Origin of the sequence: Mycobacteroides sp. LB1, from assembly GCF_013449725.1 — a bacterium.
In the GTDB taxonomy this organism is placed as follows: domain Bacteria; phylum Actinomycetota; class Actinomycetes; order Mycobacteriales; family Mycobacteriaceae; genus Mycobacterium.
This window is the reverse complement of sequence record NZ_JACCFF010000007.1, coordinates 192,617-210,977: the sequence shown is the minus strand read 5'-3', so window position 1 is coordinate 210,977 and position 18,361 is coordinate 192,617. Positions and strand designations below refer to the sequence as shown.

The 18,361-nt window shown below is 64.6% G+C and carries 19 protein-coding genes and 1 pseudogene; 5 read left to right on the top strand and 15 right to left on the bottom strand.

Features of this window, described 5'->3' with window-relative positions:
• Positions 1-78 precede the first annotated feature (78 nt).
• On the top strand, positions 79-819 hold the full coding sequence (locus tag MLB1_RS22880) for a helix-turn-helix domain-containing protein (RefSeq protein ID WP_180752138.1): 741 nt from the start codon (positions 79-81) through the stop codon (positions 817-819).
• Here MLB1_RS22880 and dapE read toward each other — a convergent pair.
• A complete protein-coding gene (gene dapE / locus MLB1_RS22875; RefSeq protein WP_180752137.1) occupies positions 809-1,873 on the bottom strand; it encodes a succinyl-diaminopimelate desuccinylase in 1,065 nt (354 codons plus the stop codon). The two genes, MLB1_RS22880 and dapE, sit on opposite strands and share 11 nt — an antisense overlap.
• Before the next feature lie 23 nt (positions 1,874-1,896).
• On the opposite strand from dapE, the gene dapD reads away from it, so the two are divergent.
• Positions 1,897-2,844: a 2,3,4,5-tetrahydropyridine-2,6-dicarboxylate N-succinyltransferase gene (dapD, locus tag MLB1_RS22870; RefSeq protein ID WP_180752136.1), complete on the top strand. Its 948-nt coding sequence runs from the start codon at positions 1,897-1,899 to the stop codon at positions 2,842-2,844.
• A 4-nt stretch (positions 2,845-2,848) separates the two neighbouring features.
• Here dapD and MLB1_RS22865 read toward each other — a convergent pair whose 3' ends face one another.
• From MLB1_RS22865 to fdxA (MLB1_RS22835), 7 genes and pseudogenes are all read right to left on the bottom strand, one after another.
• The gene (locus MLB1_RS22865; protein ID WP_180752135.1) at positions 2,849-3,397 is read right to left on the bottom strand and encodes a DinB family protein; all 549 of its coding nucleotides are present in this window, start codon (positions 3,395-3,397) and stop codon (positions 2,849-2,851) included.
• On the bottom strand, positions 3,394-4,785 hold the full coding sequence (locus MLB1_RS22860; RefSeq protein WP_180752134.1) for an acyl-CoA synthetase: 1,392 nt from the start codon (positions 4,783-4,785) through the stop codon (positions 3,394-3,396). Before MLB1_RS22860 ends, MLB1_RS22865 begins: the two co-directional genes overlap by 4 nt.
• A 15-nt stretch (positions 4,786-4,800) precedes the next feature.
• On the bottom strand, positions 4,801-5,766 hold the full coding sequence (locus MLB1_RS22855) for a proline dehydrogenase family protein (RefSeq protein WP_180752270.1): 966 nt from the start codon (positions 5,764-5,766) through the stop codon (positions 4,801-4,803).
• Positions 5,759-7,426 (bottom strand): L-glutamate gamma-semialdehyde dehydrogenase, encoded by a 1,668-nt coding sequence (gene pruA, locus MLB1_RS22850; RefSeq protein ID WP_180752133.1) that lies wholly within the window; start codon positions 7,424-7,426, stop codon positions 5,759-5,761. The genes MLB1_RS22855 and pruA overlap by 8 nt, the downstream gene beginning before the upstream one ends.
• Positions 7,427-7,546: 120 nt before the next feature.
• Positions 7,547-8,635: a succinyldiaminopimelate transaminase gene (gene dapC / locus MLB1_RS22845; protein ID WP_180752132.1), complete on the bottom strand. Its 1,089-nt coding sequence runs from the start codon at positions 8,633-8,635 to the stop codon at positions 7,547-7,549.
• Between the two features lie 35 nt (positions 8,636-8,670).
• Positions 8,671-8,997, bottom strand: a complete 327-nt coding sequence (gene fdxA, locus MLB1_RS22840) for a ferredoxin (protein ID WP_180752131.1) — start codon at positions 8,995-8,997, stop codon at positions 8,671-8,673.
• A gap of 134 nt (positions 8,998-9,131) precedes the next feature.
• Positions 9,132-9,480, bottom strand: a pseudogene (gene fdxA, locus MLB1_RS22835) (ferredoxin).
• A gap of 145 nt (positions 9,481-9,625) precedes the next feature.
• Between fdxA (MLB1_RS22835) and MLB1_RS22830 the strand changes: the two are divergent.
• Positions 9,626-10,180, top strand: coding sequence for a PadR family transcriptional regulator (locus MLB1_RS22830; protein ID WP_180752130.1), 555 nt, complete (start codon positions 9,626-9,628; stop codon positions 10,178-10,180).
• Positions 10,173-12,203, top strand: a complete 2,031-nt coding sequence (locus MLB1_RS22825) for an NADPH-dependent 2,4-dienoyl-CoA reductase (protein ID WP_180752129.1) — start codon at positions 10,173-10,175, stop codon at positions 12,201-12,203. The genes MLB1_RS22830 and MLB1_RS22825 overlap by 8 nt, the downstream gene beginning before the upstream one ends.
• A gap of 23 nt (positions 12,204-12,226) precedes the next feature.
• Here MLB1_RS22825 and MLB1_RS22820 read toward each other — a convergent pair whose 3' ends face one another.
• The 6 genes from MLB1_RS22820 to MLB1_RS22795 form a co-directional block, all read right to left on the bottom strand.
• Positions 12,227-12,535, bottom strand: coding sequence for an antibiotic biosynthesis monooxygenase family protein (locus MLB1_RS22820; RefSeq protein ID WP_180752128.1), 309 nt, complete (start codon positions 12,533-12,535; stop codon positions 12,227-12,229).
• A 62-nt stretch (positions 12,536-12,597) separates the two neighbouring features.
• Positions 12,598-12,900 (bottom strand): hypothetical protein, encoded by a 303-nt coding sequence (locus tag MLB1_RS22815; RefSeq protein ID WP_180752127.1) that lies wholly within the window; start codon positions 12,898-12,900, stop codon positions 12,598-12,600.
• A complete protein-coding gene (locus MLB1_RS22810; protein ID WP_180752126.1) occupies positions 12,897-13,178 on the bottom strand; it encodes a hypothetical protein in 282 nt (93 codons plus the stop codon). The genes MLB1_RS22815 and MLB1_RS22810 overlap by 4 nt, the downstream gene beginning before the upstream one ends.
• Positions 13,179-13,180: 2 nt before the next feature.
• A complete protein-coding gene (locus MLB1_RS22805; protein ID WP_180752125.1) occupies positions 13,181-13,819 on the bottom strand; it encodes an MspA family porin in 639 nt (212 codons plus the stop codon).
• Positions 13,820-13,899: 80 nt separating this feature from the next.
• Complete coding sequence (locus tag MLB1_RS22800; RefSeq protein WP_180752124.1) at positions 13,900-14,358, bottom strand: hypothetical protein; 459 nt, start codon at positions 14,356-14,358, stop codon at positions 13,900-13,902.
• An 80-nt stretch (positions 14,359-14,438) separates the two neighbouring features.
• A complete protein-coding gene (locus tag MLB1_RS22795) occupies positions 14,439-17,012 on the bottom strand; it encodes a bifunctional FO biosynthesis protein CofGH (RefSeq protein ID WP_180752123.1) in 2,574 nt (857 codons plus the stop codon).
• Positions 17,013-17,129: 117 nt separating this feature from the next.
• On the opposite strand from MLB1_RS22795, the gene MLB1_RS22790 reads away from it, so the two are divergent.
• On the top strand, positions 17,130-17,891 hold the full coding sequence (locus MLB1_RS22790) for an O-methyltransferase (protein WP_180752122.1): 762 nt from the start codon (positions 17,130-17,132) through the stop codon (positions 17,889-17,891).
• Here MLB1_RS22790 and MLB1_RS22785 read toward each other — a convergent pair.
• Positions 17,888-18,223 carry a hypothetical protein gene (locus tag MLB1_RS22785; protein WP_180752121.1) on the bottom strand — a complete coding sequence of 112 codons (336 nt, stop codon included), beginning with the start codon at positions 18,221-18,223 and terminating at the stop codon, positions 17,888-17,890. The two genes, MLB1_RS22790 and MLB1_RS22785, sit on opposite strands and share 4 nt — an antisense overlap.
• Positions 18,224-18,361 lie beyond the last annotated feature (138 nt).

The window sequence follows — 18,361 nt, the reverse complement described above, 5'->3', positions numbered from 1 at the left end:
GCAACAGGCCGGCCAGCACAATCGCAAGAATCGACACGAGGCGAAGAGTGCTGCAAGCTTCCGATAAAATCCCATTTTATGTTGATTACCCGCCACATCACCGGCGTGATGTCGGTGCCCGGTGGGCAGCGCATCGACAGGCACTGGCATGAGGTGCACCAGATCGTGTACCCGGCCACCGGGGTGATCGCGGTGACCACTGCCGAGGGCACCTGGATCGCGCCGCCGAACCGTGCGCTGTGGATCCCCGCGGGCGCCCGTCACGAGCACCGGTTCTACGGGCTCACCGCATTTCATTCGGTGGGCTTCAATCCCGATAAGTACGCCGTGGACATGAGCGGCCCGACGGTGATCGCGGTGTCACCGCTGCTGCGGGAGCTGATCATCACGTGCTCCGATCCCGGGTCGCTACCCGAGGACGAGATCGCAAGGCTCCGTGTCGTTCTCGTCGACCAGCTGCGGCACAGCCCGGAACAGGCCCTCAAGCTGCCCACTCCTCGCGATGAGCGCCTGGCGGAGGCGTGCGCGCTGGTGGAAGCCGATCTGACACAGATATGGACCGTGGCCGAGCTGGGACGGCGAGTGGGCGCCAGTGAACGGACGCTGACCCGACTGTTCCGCACCGATATGGGTATGACGTACCCGCAGTGGCGCACCCAGATCCGCCTTCATCAGGCGTTACGGCTGCTCGCGGAGGATCGACCGGTGACCTACGTGGCGCATCAATGTGGTTGGGCCACACCGAGCGCGTTCATCGATGTGTACAGGCGCACCCTCGGTCAGACTCCGGGGACGTACGCCTCACCCGTTACGCGCTGAGGTAGCGCTGGAGCACCTCGGCGACATCGGTGATCTGCTCGACCGGAACGTGTTCGCCGCGGGTGTGCGCCAGATTGGGATCACCCGGTCCGTAGTTGACTGCGGCGATACCGCGTGCCGCGAACCGGGACACATCGGTCCATCCGTACTTGGCCCGCACCACTCCCCCTGCCGCGCCGACCAATTCGGCGGCCGCGGGTCGATCCAGGCCCGGCAACGCCCCGGCGGCGGAGTCGGTGAGCTCGATCTCGACGTCGAGCCCGTCGAAGACCTCGCGCACATGCACGAGCGCCTGCTCGGGGCTGCGATCGGGGGCAAACCGGAAGTTCACGGTGGCAGCCGCGGCGTCGGGGATGACGTTCCCTGCGACACCGCCATCGATCCGCACCGCAGACAGGCCCTCCCGATACTCGCAGCCGTCGATATCGACTATGCGTGCGCGATACGAGTCCAGCCGCTGCAGCACCATGCCGAGTTTGTGAATGGCGTTGTCGCCCAGCCAGGACCGTGCCGAATGCGCGCGGGTTCCCGCGGCCCGGACAACCACCCGCAGCGTGCCCTGGCAACCCGCTTCGATGAGGCCGGCGGTGGGCTCACCGAGGATGGCCAGATCGGCATCGAGCCACTCGGGCAGTTCACGCTCGATGCGGCCGAGGCCGTTGAGCGAGGACTCGATCTCCTCGCAGTCGTAGAACACCAATGTCAGGTCGACACGAGGCGTGACAGTGGCGGCCAGGTGCAAGAACACGGCATCGCCGGATTTCATGTCGACGGTGCCGCATCCGAAGAGAAGATCGCCCTCGCGGCGGCTGGGGACGTTATCGGCGGCGGGCACCGTGTCCAGGTGCCCGGCCAGCATCACGCGGGTGTCATGGCCGTTGTTGGTGCGGGCCAGTACCGCGTTGCCGTTGCGGATGACCTCGAAGCCGGTGGTCTGTTCCCGCAGGGCCGCCTCGACCGCGTCCGCGATCTGGGCCTCATGCCGGGACTCACTGGGGATGTCCACCAGTGCAGCAGTCAGCGCAACCGGGTCACCAGCGAGATCAAGCACCACCGATTCAGGCTAGCGTGTACACCGTGAGCGGAGCAGTAGCACTTGGCCTGGCGACCATCGCGGCAGACGGATCGGTTCTGGATACCTGGTTCCCGGCGCCCGGATTGACCGACGCACCCGGCACGCCGGGCACCGAACGTATCGACGGAACAGTGGCACCCGCTGAGCTGGCTGCGCTGGCCGGCACAGACGCCGACCGCGGTGTCGAGAAGGTGTTGGTGCGCACCACGATCGGCTCGCTGGCGGATAAGCCCACCGACGCCTACGACGCGTACCTGCGGTTGCATCTGTTGTCGCACCGGCTGATCCAGCCGCATGGCGCCAGCACTGACGGGCTGTTCGGTGTGCTCACCAATGTGGTGTGGACGAACTTCGGGCCGTGCGCCGTCGAGGGATTCGAGACGACGCGCGCGAAGCTGCGTGCGCGCGGCACCGTGACGGTGTTCGGCGTCGACAAGTTCCCGCGCATGGTCGACTACGTGGTGCCGGCCGGTGTCCGGATCGCCGACGCCGACCGCGTGCGCCTGGGCGCGCACCTGGCCCCCGGTACGACGGTCATGCACGAGGGCTTCGTGAACTTCAATGCGGGCACGCTGGGCGCCTCCATGGTCGAAGGGCGCATCTCGGCCGGTGTCGTGGTCGGGGACGGTTCCGATATCGGTGGCGGCGCATCGATCATGGGCACCCTCTCCGGTGGCGGCAGCCAGGTGATCTCGGTGGGCCAGCGCTCACTCTTGGGCGCCAATTCGGGTCTGGGCATCAGCTTGGGCGACGACTGCATCATCGAGGCCGGGCTCTACATCACGGCGGGCACCAAGGTCGCTACACCGGACGGCAAGACCATCAAGGCGCTGGAACTGTCCGGCACCAATAACCTGCTGTTCCGGCGCAATTCACAGACCGGTGCCGTCCAGGTGGTGGCCCGCGACGGCGGCACCTTCGAGCTGAACGCCGCCCTGCACGCCAACTAGCCAATCACTGCCGGGCGTATAGGTCGCGCAGTAGCGCAATCTCCGCGCCGTGATGGATCAGCTCGCGGTTGATGTGCAGGACGAGCGTCGCGAAAGACCGGTGGCCCCATGGGCCCTCGGCGGGGCCGCAAGGAGTCAGCAGCCCGGCCTCATCCTTGCTCGCGATGCCCTCGCGCCATGCCGCATAGAAGTCGTCGAGCTGCTGTAGGGCACCCTCAGCCGTACCTGGGTAGTCGAAGGTCATGTAATCAACGGCCGGCCCGTTGAAGTGGCTGGCGATGCGTGCCCCGAGCACGCCTATCAGGATGTGGCCAAGCCGCCAGGCGATCGTGGTCACCGGTGCCGGGTCCGGCGGCGGGGCAGCGAATTCGATGACGAAATCGCCGGATCCTCCTACCAGTGGCGCATTCGAGGTGCCACGGGGACGCAGGCTCCAACAGTCGCGTACCGGCTCCCAGAAATACTCGTCGTCGGTGAGTCCGTCCAACCGCGGGCGCAGCTGGGTGCGCCAGTGCAATTCGATCTGATCCAGAAGTTCTTCGGTCCAGTTCATGTGATCAGCTCCCTTTTGAGGACCTTGCCCATGGCGTTCCGGGGCAGCGCATCCACCTTCCGCACCTCGCGGGGACGCTTATGTACCGATAGTTGTTGCGCTACGTAGCCAATGACGTCATCCTCCGCCACGTCACCGACAACGTAGGCGACGATGCGTTGCCCCAGGTCGTCGTCGGGAACTCCCACGACCGCTGCCTCCACGATCCCGGGATGCCCGAGCAGCACGGTTTCGATCTCACCGGCACCTATGCGGTAGCCACCCGATTTGATCAGGTCAACTGATTCGCGTCCGACAATGCGGTGCATCCCGCCCTCGTCGACGACGGCGACATCGCCGGTGCGATACCACCCGTCCTCCGTGAGCACCTCGGTGGTCTTCTCCGACAGGTTGAGATAGCCGCTGAACAGCGTTGGCCCCTTAACCTGTAGCTGGCCAACGGTTTCCCCATCATGCGGGGCTGCGGTGCCATCCTCACCAAGCAGGCGAGTCTGAACGCCCGCCAACGGATGACCGACCCAACCGGCGCGACGTTCGCCGTCGACGCGCGTGGAGAGCGTGATGACGGTTTCGGTGGCTCCGTATCGTTCGACGGGGGCCTGCCCCGTTAGTCGGCGCAGCTCATCGAAAACCGGCACCGGCAGTGGAGCACTACCCGATACCAGCAGCCGCGCGGTAGACAGTGCACGCGCGCAGGATTCGTCCGCCACTACCCGGGACCACACCGTCGGCACGCCGAAGTACAACGTGCCCTGCGCAGCCGCATAGGCCTCGGGTGCTGGTTTGACGGTGTGAATGAACCGATTTCCCACCCGCAGCGATCCGAGCAGGCCAAGCACCAGACCGTGCACATGGAACAGTGGAAGCCCGTGCACCAGAACGTCATCGGGTGTCCACGCCCACGCGTCAACGAGCCCGTCGAGGCTGGCGGCCAACGCGCGTCGACTCAGCTGAACCCCCTTCGGTGCGCCGGTGGTCCCCGAGGTGTAGACGATGAGTGCCGTCGACTCGGGGCGCGGTTCTGAGTATTGATGCCAGGATCGGGCGTGCCGGCGCACCGGCACATGCGGCAATCCCTCTGGTTCATCCGGTGATTCGCCCAGCCAGGCGATCGCGCCACTGTCGGCAAGTATGTGGCGGCGTTCGGCCACTCCGACGTCCGCGGGTACGGGCACTATCGGCACCCCGGCGATGAGGCCGGCGATGACCGCCAGCACTGTCTCGACGCTCGGGCGGGCCAGCACGGCGACCGGTCCTGCCGCGCCCCCGATCCGCTCGGCGGCGGCGGTGGCAGCACCCACGAGGTCGCCGCGGCCCCAACTGTCCTCACCGATACGAACCGCATCCGCGAGGTCGGGCGCCGTGGGGTGAAGAGAGTTCAGCAGCATCTGGCCAGCCTAGAGCTACCCCCGGGAGAGCAGCGCGCGCAGGAAGAATGTCATGTTGGCGGGACGTTCGGCGATGCGCCGCACGAAGTACCCGTACCACTGCTCGCCGAACGGCACGTACACACGCATATGGTGGCCTTCACCGGCGAGTCGACGTTGTTCGGCATCGCGGATCCCATAGAGCATCTGATACTCGAAATCGCCCGGCCCTCTGCCTGTCTCGCGCGCCATCAGCCCTGCCGCGTCGACGATGGCAGGGTCATGCGAGGCCACCATGGGATACCCTTCGCCCTCCATCAGTACGCGCAGGCAGCGCAGGTAGGCGACATCGACGTCCTCGGGGTCTCGGTGCGCAACGGACTCGGGCTCGTCATAGGCGCCCTTGCACAACCGGATGCGTGAGCCTTCGCCCGCGAGGTCCGCGCAGTCGGCATAGGTGCGTTTCAGATATGCCTGGAGCACGGTGCCCAGCCATGGAAAGTCGGCACGCAGTTCACGCACGATGCTCAGCGTTGATTCTGTGGTGGTGTGATCCTCGGCGTCGACGGTGACCCACACACCGGCCTGATCAGCCTTGGCGCACAGCAGCTGTGCGTTCTCCAGGGCGATACGCTCCCCATCGCGCGGCAGCGCCTGCCCCAGGGCGGAGAGCTTGAGGGAGATTTCCAGCGGCCGTACGCCGGTATGCACGGTGTCACTGCGCCACGCCAGGGCATCCAGCAGTGACAGGTAGGCCGAAACCGTGCGAGTGGCCTGCTCGATATCGGTGGTGTCCTCCCCCAGGTAGTCAATCGAGATGAATCGCCCCGAGTCGAGCAGCGCCGTGCCGGCCGCGATCACATCGTTCTGGGATTCACCGGGGACGAAGCGGCGCACCACCTGCCGGGTCAGCGGCATCCGTTCGGCGGTGTGCCGCAGCCGCCCCGATCTACTGGCCGCCAGGATGACAGGTCTCGCCGTTCTTCCGAACCATTCAGCCATCCCCATGCTCCCCGGCTGCTGGTCGTCGCGCAAGCGGCTCATCCATATGCGGGTATCGATATTCTGTTGGGGCGTTGAATGTTTCCTTGATGGTTCGCGGCGACAGCCAGCGCTGCAGATTGAGCGGCGATCCGGCCTTGTCGTTGGTGCCGGACGCCCGGCCGCCGCCGAAGGGCTGCTGGCCGACGACGGCACCGGTGGGCTTGTCGTTGACGTAGAAGTTTCCGGCCGCGAAACGAAGCCGGTCGCCTGCCACCCGAACGGCCTGCCGGTCATCGGCGATGACGGCACCGGTGAGTGCGTATCGCGAGCCGGTGTCGACGACATCGAGGATGCGCTCGTAGTCGTCGTCCGGATAGACGTGCACCGCCAGGATGGGACCGAAGTACTCGGTGGAGAATGCCTCGTCGGTCGGGTCGTCCGAGAGCAGCACGGTCGGCCGGACGAAATATCCTTCGCTGTCGTCGTATTCGCCTCCCGCGGCAATCGTCACCCCGGCGCTCTTGGCACGATCGATTGCGGCCGCATTGCGCGCGAAGGACTTTTCATCGATGACGGCACCACCGAAGTTCGAGAGGTCTGTGACGTCGCCGTAGGTCAGCGCGGAGGTGGCATCGAGGAATTCATCGCCCATCTGATCCCATACCGACCTGGCCACGAAGGCGCGGGAGGCTGCGGAACACTTTTGACCCTGGTAGTCGAAGGCGCCGCGAATAAGCGCTGTACGCAACACGTCTGGACGGGCCGACGTGTGTGCGACGACGAAGTCCTTGCCGCCGGTCTCACCGACGAGCCGCGGGTAGGTGTCATACCGGTCGATATTGGTACCGACCTCACGCCACAGATGCTGGAACGTTCGCGTGGAGCCGGTGAAGTGGATACCCGCCAGGCGCGGATCGGACAGTGCCACATCGGATACCGCGATCCCGTCCCCGTTGAGCAGGTTGATGACGCCGGGCGATAACCCGGCCGCTTCGAGGAGCTCAAGGGTGAAGTGTGCGGCGAAGGCCTGGGTTATGGACGGCTTCCAGACCACGGTGTTTCCCAAAAGCGCTGGGGCCGTGGGAAGGTTACCCGCAATCGCGGTGAAGTTGAATGGCGTGATGGCATAGACGAAGCCCTCTAGCGGCCGGTATTCCATCCGGTTCCACGCACCGCCGCCACTGTCCGGCTGCTCGGCGAGGATACGCCGCGCGAATTGCACGTTGAACCGCCAGAAGTCGGCCAGCTCGCAGGCCGAGTCGATCTCGGCCTGATAGGCGGTCTTCGACTGCCCGAGCATGGTGGCCGCATTGAGCGTGGCACGCCATGGGCCGGACAACAGATCAGCGGCACGCAGGAAGACCGACGCCCTGTCATCGAAAGATAGTGCCGCCCAATCATTTTTAGCAGCAAGGGCGGCTTCTACCGCGTCGCGAGCCTCGGCATGTCCGGCGTTGGTGACGGTGCCCAGCACGGCGCGGTGGTTGTGCGGCTGCACCACGTCGATGCGTTCACCATCGCTCATCCGGCGAGCGCCACCGACGACGTGTGGCAGGTCGATCGGCGTCGCGGCGAGGCTGGACAGTGCCGCAATCAATCGGTCGCGTTCGGGGTTGTTCGGCGCGTAGGTGAGCACCGGCTCGTTGGCGGGAGCCGGCACGTTGGTGATGGCATCCATGCGTCCAGCATCGTCCTGTTGCCCCGCGGGTGTCGAGGATTCCGGAGAATGCGCAACGAAGCGCCAGGTGCCGGCCGAATCCGGCAAGACGTTACGTGTGGTAGCGCGGGTCTTCGACGGTCAGTCCGCGAGGCGGGCGACGGCGGCGTCGATGCGCTCATCGGTTGCGGTCAGTGCCACCCGAACATGTTCCTTACCGCGGGGGCCGTAGAACCGTCCGGGGGCCACCAGGATCCCCCGCCGTGCCAGATATGCCAGCGCGTCGTCACAGGAGTCACCTCGAGTGGCCCACAAGTACAGCCCAGCCTCGGAATGGTCAATCCGGAATCCATTACCGGTCAATGCCTTCGAGAGCTTGGCGCGGCGACCCTCGTAACGTGCGCGCTGGTCGAGCTGGTGTTGGTCCTCGCTCAGTGCCGCAGTCATCGCGGCCTGCACGGGGCCCGGCACCATCATCCCGGCGTGCTTGCGCACCGCGAGCAGCTCGCCGACCACCGATGCGTCACCCAATACGAAACCTGCCCGATACCCCGCCAGCGATGAGGTTTTGGACAGCGAGTGCACCGCCAACAACCCGGCCGCGTCGCCGTCGCAGACCCGGGGATCCAGCACCGAGACCGGCTCGGCGTCCCACCCGAGGCCGAGGTAACACTCATCGGAGATGACAAGAGCGCCTCGCTCACGTGCCCAGTCGACGACCTTGCGCAGATGCTCGACCGGCAGCACCGCGCCGGTCGGATTGCTGGGCGAGTTGAGATAGATCAGCGCGGGGTGCTGCGGTCCCAGCTGCGTCAGCGAGTCCGCCCGAACCGTGGGTACCCCGGCCAACCGTGCGCCCACTTCGTACGTGGGGTAGGCCAATTCGGGGATGACGATCAGATCGTCGGCCCCCAAGCCGAGCAGGGTGGGCAGCCACGCGATGAGCTCCTTGGTACCGATGACCGGCAGCACCGCATTGTCGGCCAACGGAATGACGCCATATCGGCGGGTCACCGATTCACGAATCGCCAGGCGTAGCTCCGGTGTGCCGGCGGTCGCCGGATATCCGGGCAGGTCGCCAGCCGCGGACAACGCCTCTCGGATCGGCGGCGCGACGGAATCGACAGGGGTACCGACAGAAAGGTCAACGATCCCATCGGGGTGCGCCGCAGCCGTCACCTTGACTTCGGCGATGGTGTCCCAGGGAAACTCAGGCAGCAAGGAGGACACAGCCGATACCCGGCGTCGAGACCCAGACGACGAGCTCAGTGTCCTTCACCCATGGGAGGAAGCTCCTTGACCGACGGCGGGTCGTATTCGGTCTTGCCGACCTTCGCGGCACCGCCGGGCGAGCCCAGGTCTACGAAGAAGTCGGCGTTGCCCTGGATGTAACCGGTCCACTGATCCGGCACATCGTCCTCATAGAAGATGGCCTCCACCGGGCACACCGGTTCGCAAGCACCGCAGTCCACACACTCATCGGGGTGGATGTAGAGCATGCGCCCACCCTCGTAGATGCAGTCGACGGGGCATTCTTCGATACATGCCTTGTCCATAATGTCGACGCACGGTTCCGCGATCGTGTAGGTCACGCAGGTCTCCTCGATGTCCAGTTCATGCGTTGCGGCCAGTATTCCGGTCCGCAGCTGTGCCCAACGACACAGGCTGTCCTAACTTGCCGGACCATCTAGCCGTTTCTACCGGTTACAGATACTTAGCTTATCGTTTAACTTGGCCTGGCGTCCAGCAGGCGTGCCCAGACCTTGCGCGGGAGTTGCGGGACGAGGGGTACGTCCCGGTCGATCTTGCCGGCCTTCCGCGCGCTGGACGTCGAATCGAGATCTGCGAAGAAGTCAGCATTCGCCCGCACGTAGCCACTCCACTCGTCAGGCACAGCATCCCAATAGAGGATCGCTTCCACGGGACAAACCGATTCGCACACATTGCAATCCGTGCACTCGTCCGGGTGGATGCACATCGCCCGAGCACCCTCGTAGATGCAATCCAATAGGACACTCTTCGACACACGCCTTGTCCATCACGTCAACACACGGTTCGGCAATCACATACGTCACGAGAGAACCTCCTGGTGAGTTCCGGGCGACTACACGTTTCTAGCAGTTACAGTTACCGATGGAAACACTTAACTGATCTGCCGTATGCAGACTGTTGCACTGCAACAAGTTGCATAGGGGTCCCGTTCCGTGCCAACATGCTGCCGTGGCACTCACCCACGCCCTCTTGTTGTCCCTGGCCGAGCAGAACGGGTCGGGTTACGAGCTCACGCGCCGGTTCGACCGGTCGATCGGGTACTTCTACAGCGGCACCCACCAGCAGATCTATCGCACTCTGCGCCGGATGGAAGACGACAGCTGGTTGCGCTGCACGGTCGTCGACCAAGAAGGGCGGCCAGCCAAGAAGGTGTACGACGTTGCCGAGCTCGGCTATCGCGAGTTGTCCCGGTGGGTCAACAGCGCCCAGGGCACCGATATGCGCGACTTGGCTCTCAAGGTCCGCGCAGGCACCTATGGCGAGATTGAGGTTGTGGTCGAGAACATCCGCGTTCAACGCGACACACACGCCGCCATGCTCGATAACTACCGCCAGATGGAAAAACGCCAGTTTTCCGCTCCGGATCAACTCACCGGCGCGGCCCTGCACCAATATCTCGTCCTACGCGGAGGTGTCCGCATGGAAGAGGGCTTCATTGATTGGTGCGACGAAATGATCACTTCCTTGTCCACAGCCCGGACTGAAAGCGAGAATCATGAGTAACCCCTATCCAACCCTGCTGTCCCCCTTGGATCTTGGCTTCACAACGCTGAAGAACCGCGTCGTCATGGGATCCATGCACGCCGGCCTAGAGGATTTCCCCTGGGACACACCGGCTTTGGCGGCATATTTCGCGGAACGCGCCAAGGGCGGGGTCGGCATGATCATCACCGGTGGATATGCCATCAACCGCGCCGCGTGGCTTAAGCCGCTGGCCGGAAAACTCACCACTTCTCTTGAGGCATACCGGCATCGGATCGTCACGAACGCGGTGCACAAGAACGGCGGCAAGATCATCGTGCAGCTCCTGCACGCAGGACGCTATGGATACCATCCATTCTCGGTCAGCGCGTCGAGCAAGAAGTCGCCCATCACCCCGTTCAAGCCTCGCAAGCTCAGCACCAAGGGTGTCTGGCAGACCATCGACGACTGGGCACACAGCGCCAAGATGGCCAAGAAGGCCGGGTACGACGGTGTCGAGATCATGGGCAGCGAAGGCTATTTCATCAACCAGTTCCTGGCGCCGTACACCAACAACCGCACCGATGAGTTCGGTGGCAGTCCGGAGAACCGGCGGCGGCTGGCGGTCGAGGTGGTCAAGAAGGTCCGCGAGGCCGTGGGCCCAGACTTCATCATCTGCTATCGGATGTCCATGGCGGACTACGTACCCGACGGCCAAACCTGGGACGAGATCGTGGCGCTCGCCAAGGAGATCGAAGCCGCCGGTGCAACCATCATCAACACCGGTATCGGCTGGCATGAGGCACGGGTGCCCACCATCGTCACCTCGGTCCCGCAGAACGCATTCGTCGACCTGTCCAACAAGATCGCCCAAGAAGTCAGCATCCCGGTAATGGCCTCCAACCGGATCAACATGCCGCAGTCCGCCGAGCAGATTCTCAACGACGGTCAGGTGCAATTGATTTCGATGGCCCGCCCACTGCTGGCCGACCCGGACTGGGCCAACAAAGCATCGGCTGATCACGCCGACGAGATCAACACCTGCATCGCCTGTAATCAGGCCTGCCTTGACCATTCGTTCGTGAACAAGAAGGCCAGCTGCCTGCTCAACCCCAGGGCAGGTCACGAGCTGACGCTCAAGCTGCTGCCCACCCGCCACACCAAGAAGGTCGCGGTAGTCGGCGCCGGACCCGCCGGGCTGGCAACCGCGGTGAGCGCCGCGCAGCGCGGACACAAGGTCGTGCTGTTCGAGGCCAACGCCGAGATCGGCGGCCAGTTCGATATGGCGCGGCGCATCCCCGGTAAGGAAGAGTTCAACGAGACCATCCGGTACTACACCGCCATGCTCAAAAAGTACGACGTCACAGTGCTTTTGAACAAGAAGGTGGACGCCCAGGAACTCATTACCGGCAAGTTCGATGACGTCATCCTCGCCACCGGCGTGAAGCCGCGCGTTCCCGCGATCCCCGGTATCGACCACCCGATGGTGCTCTCCTACCCGGAGGTCATCAAGGGGGGTAAGCCCGTCGGTAAGCGGGTGGCGGTCGTCGGCGCGGGCGGTATCGGCTTCGACGTCTCAGAGTTCCTGACGATCGACGAGTCACCGACGCTGAACCTCAAGGAGTGGCGCGCCGAGTGGGGCATCTCGGAGGAACACGATTCCCGCGGTTCGCTCACGAAACCCATTCCGGCTCCGGCGGTTCGCGAGGTCTATTTGTGCCAGCGCAAGAAGGGCTCGCTGGGCAAGGGCCTCGGCAAGACCACGGGCTGGGTACACCGGGCATCGCTCAAGGCCAAGAAGGTTACGGAGCTTGCGGGGGTCAACTACGAGAAGATCGACGATGCCGGGCTGCACATCAGTTTCGGTGAGGAGCGCAAGGACCCGCGCGTTCTCGAGGTCGACAACGTGGTGATCTGCGCGGGCCAGGAATCGGTGCGCGATCTGGAGGACGTGCTGAAGGAAGCCGGAGTCACCGCGCACGTCATCGGTGGGGCCTTACTCGCCGGCGAGCTTGATGCCAAGCGCGCCATCAGGCAGGGCACGGAGCTGGCCGCCAAGCTGTAGTTTCCCTCGCGAGCAGACAGGGGCTACATCTCCAGGGCGACCTCGTACACCGCCGGGTAGGCAACCGCACCGAACTCGGCGGCGGCTTCGCGAACCATGGCTTGAAACCGGTCACCGCTCGTGGCCGTGGTCAATGCTTCGATGCTCTCCCAGGTCGCGATGTTCACGAGCTGAAACCGAGCGCCCGGCACCACCGCCCGGTGTATCCGGAACGACAGGAACCCCGGCTGCTCGGTCATGAACTCAGCCCGTTTCCGCCATCCGGCGAGGAACGCGTCGACTTTCTCTGCGGCGACTTCGAAAACGTTGATGAAGACGATCGGCTCACTCATGCACCCAGCGTGCGCCGACTCGCAAAACATGTCAATGCGACTGACAAATGCGCGGAGAGTGCCTATCGCGTAGGCGCCCCGGTGGGGCTTTCCAGCTTCCCGTCTCCGATACCGGCACCCGCCTTGACACCGCCCGGTGGCGCCGGCGCGTCCACCCCCGCGGAGATCTTGGGGCCACGCGACGGACCCGACATCAGCACCGGTAGTTGCGTCCCTCGCGACGGACGCAGTGCAGGAAGCTGCCCGGGCACGAAGACCGGGTTGTAGGGCGCCGGATTCGGAGGCGGTGGCGCGGCGGTGACAGGCGCGGCAAGTCCGATCGCAAGTCCGGCGATAATCGTTGCCACACAGAGTGATCGAATCACGGTGTTACTCCTTCTGACAGTCCACGAGGGTCCTCCAGCTGCCCGCCGGTCATCCCGGCGCCGATCCGAGTGGTGTACCCGGAGTCGACACCGGCCGAGATCCGGGCTCCGCGCGGCGGTGCCGGGGATAGTCCGAAAGGCGGCTGGGACGCAGTGGCCGCATAGTTGGGCGTCCCACCGGGCACCGGAATAGGTACTGCGGGGTTCGGCTCTCCTGCGGCCAGTGGCGCCCAACACAACGAGCACACCAAGAGTGTTGCGGCGCAGACGAATTTCATCGTCAGATCTTGATCGGATCGCCGTAGACGGCGAACTCGGTGTGACCGGTCTCGGTCGAAGCACGCAAGGAGGCGAATGAGCGGATCGTCACGTCACCACCGCAGGCGTCGGCCTTCACGTGCACGTTGTCCAAGTCCAGTGCCCCCGTACCACCATGGGAGAGCACCATATTGCCCATCGGCAGGTTGACGATGACACCAGGCTGCACCACGGTCTGCACGAACCCACTCACCCCGGCGCTCCCACCCACTCCCACTGAGGGGGTGGGAGCCACACCTAGGCTCACTGACGGGGCGATACCTGCCGATCCGCCGAGCTGCAAACCCGAGGAAACATCGGACTGGCAACCGAGTTGGTAGCCGATGACGAAGAGGCTGTCGGTGATGGGGTTGGTGCCGCCGTTCGCCGTCGCAGTGCCCGACAGGGTGATGAACGCCTCGCGTGAGTTGGTGGCCGCCGCCAGATTGGGCACCGGGTTCACACGTTCGTTATCGAGCCGGATCTGCAGCTGCCAGCCGTCCCGGGTCGTCCTCGAATAGGACTGCGGCGCCATTTCTCTCGGCTCAGCGTTGGCCGGGGCGGCATCGGGAAACCCAAGCATGGCAACGATGAAACTTGTCGCTACAAGGCGGGCAATCACGAACATCACGATGCCCAAAACGACCCACGGAGTTAACTCACCGCAAACCAGTCAGTCAGGTGCGGACAGAGACCGTCAACTTACCGGTATCCCTCACAGTCGCGGCGCGGATGCAGCTCGTGGCACAACCGGCCCTCCCCTGGGCGCGTCGGCACGATCTCCGTCGGCGCTACCTCCGTCGGTGCAACCGGCGCGGGCGTCTCAACCACCACGGTGGTTTCGATGACGGTACTGATCACGGTCGGAGGCGGCGGCGCTACCGGCACCGAACTACTTGGCGCAGCCGGACGTTCGGTTGTTGACGTCGCCGGGGCCGGTGTCGCCGGCTCCTCAACCTTGTCGACCTCCACCAGGGCCAGGACCAGCGCCACCACAATGGCCACGCCCGCTGCTGCGCAGATGATCCACACCCAGCGCCAAGAGCGATCACGCACGAGGATTTCGGAATCATCGGCCTCGGAGTACGCGGTTGAAGGCGAGTCCAACGGCCGCTGGGTAGTCGGCGGCATCGACCCCTCATCGGGCGGGATACTGGTCATCAGGGCACGAGGCTATCTCGCCGAGCGTGAACCTGTGGCGGAGATTCTCGAGAAATCCCGCCATGGCTTCACGCTCGGCGTCAGGCGGCGGACGGCCGCCGCGAGTAGGTGGTGGTGCGTTCCACCGCGGGACGTCCAATACCCTCCGCGATCTCCTGCAGCTCGGCGATGGTTTTGGCAGATCCGTGTTCGGAGCCGGCCATCCTGGAGATGGTTTCCTCCATGAGCGTTCCGCCGAGATCGTTGGCGCCGCTTTGCAGCATCACTCGGGTGCCTTCGATACCGAGCTTGACCCAGCTGGTCTGAATGTTGTCGATACGCCCGTGCAGCATGATGCGCGCCAGCGCATGTACGACCCGGTTATCCCGATTTGTGGGCCCCGGGCGGGCGGCGCCCGCTAGGTACAGCGGTGCGCTCTGGTGCACGAACGGCAGCGGCACGAACTCGGTGAACCCGCCTGTGCGGTCTTGAATTCCGGCGAGAACCCGCAGATGCCCCACCCAATGTTTGGGAGTGTCGACGTGCCCGTACATCATGGTCGAGCTGGACCGTAGCCCCACCTCATGCGCGGTGCTGATGACGTCGATCCATTCGGAGGCGGGCAACTTGCCCTTGGTCAGCACCCACCGAATCTCGTCGTCGAGGATCTCGGCGGCGGTGCCCGGGATGGTGTCCAGACCTGCGGCACGCAGCTCGGTCAGCCAATCACGCACGCTCTGACCACCTTTGGAGGCGCCATTGACGATCTCCATCGGGCTGAAGGCGTGTACATGCATGCTGGGCACCCGCTTCTTGACCGCGCGCACCAGGTCGGCGTACCCGGTCGCAGGCAGTTCCGGGTCGATGCCGCCCTGCATGCAGACCTCGGTGGCTCCGGCGACATAGGCTTCCCACGCCCGTTCACCCACCTCCTCGGCAGACAGGGAGAACGCGTCGTCATCACCCTTACGCTGCGCGAACGCGCAGAAACGGCAACCCGTGTAGCAGATGTTGGTGAAGTTGATGTTCCGGTTCACCACGTAGGTGACGTCATCGCCGACCACATCGATGCGGATCGAATCAGCGAGCGCCGCAACGGCATCCATCGCAGGCCCTTCGGCTGTCGCGAGCGCCAGATACTCGTCATCGCTGCATCCGGCCGGATTCCGCTCGGCCGAACGTAAGGCCGCCAACACATCGGAACTCACCTTCTCCGGTGCCCGCGCGTTCAGTTCTCGTACATGTTCGCGGATCGACTCCCAATCCCCGAACGCACTCGCCAGATCGCTGCGGGTATCGGTATTGCGGCCCTCCGAATCGATGGCCGCGTGCAAATCGACCCGGCCCGTGGACTCCCACGTCTCGTCGGGCTCCTGCCACGGCGACCCCGTCGGCGAAACATCCAGGGCGTAACCGGTTTCCGGGTCTGCCAGGGCCTCCACGTGCCCACGCACCCGAGGATCGATCCACGCCGACCCGGCCTGCACGTACTGAGGCTGCGCCGTCAGACGCTGCACCAGGTCGTATCCGGCTTCCGCCGTCACCGAAGCCAAATCCTCCAACGCCGGCCACGGCCGCTCGGGGTTCACATGATCGGGGGTCAGCGGCGACACCCCACCCCAATCGTCCACTCCGGCACCTATCAAGGCCAGGCATTCGCTGCGGGACACCAGATTCGGCGGTGCTTGCACCCGCATCTTGGGACCCAATACCAAACGGGTCACCGCGATCGTCGCCAGGAAATCGTCAATATCGGCATCGGGCACCGTCTGCATCGCGGTATCGGATTTGGCTCGGAAGTTCTGCACGATCACTTCCTGAACATGACCGAACTCTTTGTGCACCTTGCGGATCGCGTGAATGGTCTCCGCACGCTCGGTCAGATCCTCGCCGATCCCAACCAGCAGCCCTGTCGTGAACGGGATCGACAGCCGGCCCGCATCGGTCAGCGTCCGCAGCCGCACGGCAGGGTCCTTATCGGGGCTGCCGTAGTGCGCCTCACCGCGGGTCTCGAACAACCGGCGCGAGGTTGTTTCCAACATCATGCCCATCGACGGCGCCACCGGCTTGAGCCGCGCCAGCTCCGACCAGCTCATCACCCCCGGATTCAGGTGCGGGAGCAGACCCGTCTCCTCCAACACCCGAATCGACATCGCCCGCACATAGTCCAGCGTGGTGTCATAGCCGCGCTCATCGAGCCACTGCTTGGCCTCCGGCCAGCGGTCCTCGGGCCGATCCCCCAGCGTGAACAAAGCCTCTTTGCATCCCAATTCGGCGCCACGGCGGGCAATATCCAGAATCTCGTCTGGCTCCAGATACATACCCTGACCCTGGGCGCGCAGCTTGCCCGGAACCGTCACGAACGTGCAGTAATGGCACTTGTCGCGGCACAGATGCGTGACCGGGATAAACACCTTGCGCGAATACGAGATCGGAAGACGGCCCAACGCACCCAGGCGGCCCGCAGATTCCAACCCGGCATCACGCACCCGCGCGGCACTGGCCATCAGATCGGCCAAGTCCTCACCACGCGCGGTAAGAGCCGTCGCGGCCTCGTCGACGTTCAACACCACGCCGTCTCGTGCGCGACGCAACACCCGTCGCAGCGCCGCAGAAGACACCGCCTTCTTAGCGGGAAACGCAGGATTCGGCAGCGGCTTTACGTCGTCGGGCACGCCTGTACAACCGTCGGTCACCCCCAGATCATCCGCCCGTACCAAAAAGCCGACCACTCGGGGGCTCATCAACGGGGCCACCCTGCGGAAACGCCAGGGATCGCTAGGCTGATATCCGTGAGTCTCACCAGAACCCTTAAGCAGAAACTTCCGTTTCTGCGGTATTCATTTCTGCGGGCGGTATTCGGCGGTTTGACCGTCATGCGCACCGGTCAGATGGGCGATGGCCGCGAGGAGGCCACCGCCGAGCACGTCATCGCCACCGCCCCGGCGGGGGATGTCGACGCCGCCATCGAGGCCATCGACAACTTCGCGTACGACCAATCGATCCTGATGAATGTCGGCGACGAGAAGGGGCAGCTGCTCGACGCCGCTGTCACGCGCGCCAACCCGAAGATCGCCCTGGAGTTGGGCGCCTACTGCGGGTACAGCGGCCTGCGGATCGCTCGTGCGGCTCCGGGCGCCAAGGTGTTCTCCATAGAGAAGTCCGGCGCCAACGCCTCGGTCGCTCGCCGGGTCTGGTCGCATGCCGGCCTGGCAGACCGTGTCACCTGCATCAACGGCACGGCCGACGACGGCACCACCCTGAACGCACTGACCAAGGACTACGGGTTTACCGAAGGATGCCTGGATTTCGTGTTCATCGACCACTGGAAGGACGTGTATCTCGACGACCTGCAGCGGCTGATGGAACGGGGCTGGTTGCATCCCGGGACGATCGTGGTCGCCGATAACGTCGGATTCCCCGGCTCCCCCAAGTACCGCGCGTACATGAAGGAACAGCAGGGCAAGCTCTGGCAGACCGTCGAGCACGAGACCCATGTCGAGTACCAGACGTTGGTGAAGGACCTGGTTCTCGAATCCGAGTATTTGGGCTAGCCGTTCGCGCGACGCAAGACATACGCCGCGGGCAGCACGCCGACCACCATCAGCAGAAGGGGCCAGAGCCCGGCGAAGACAACATCGCCGCCCGGCCCACCGAAGAGCAGCAGCGTCGTGGTCGCCACGAACGCCCAGAGCGGCGCGCCCGCCCACCGCGGCGACGGCGCCCACTGGTCGGCGCACCACACCAGCAGCACGTTGAGCACAGCGCTAATGATCAGACCGAGCGGAACAAGCACCCCGCCGATCCGCAGATTCAGGAGAGCGGCGCCGAGGATGGCGCTGATGATCCCGTCGACAATGAGCGCGGTCAGGACGAACGCGCGCAAGAAACCGTTCAGGCGTCTAGATCGGGATCGAGTCGAGCTGAGCCGCCAGCGAGCCGACGACCCATTGGAAATTATCCAGCCGGTCTTGCCAGTGCTGCTGGTTGGGATCCAGGTCTTGATCGGGTGGCATGGGTCGAG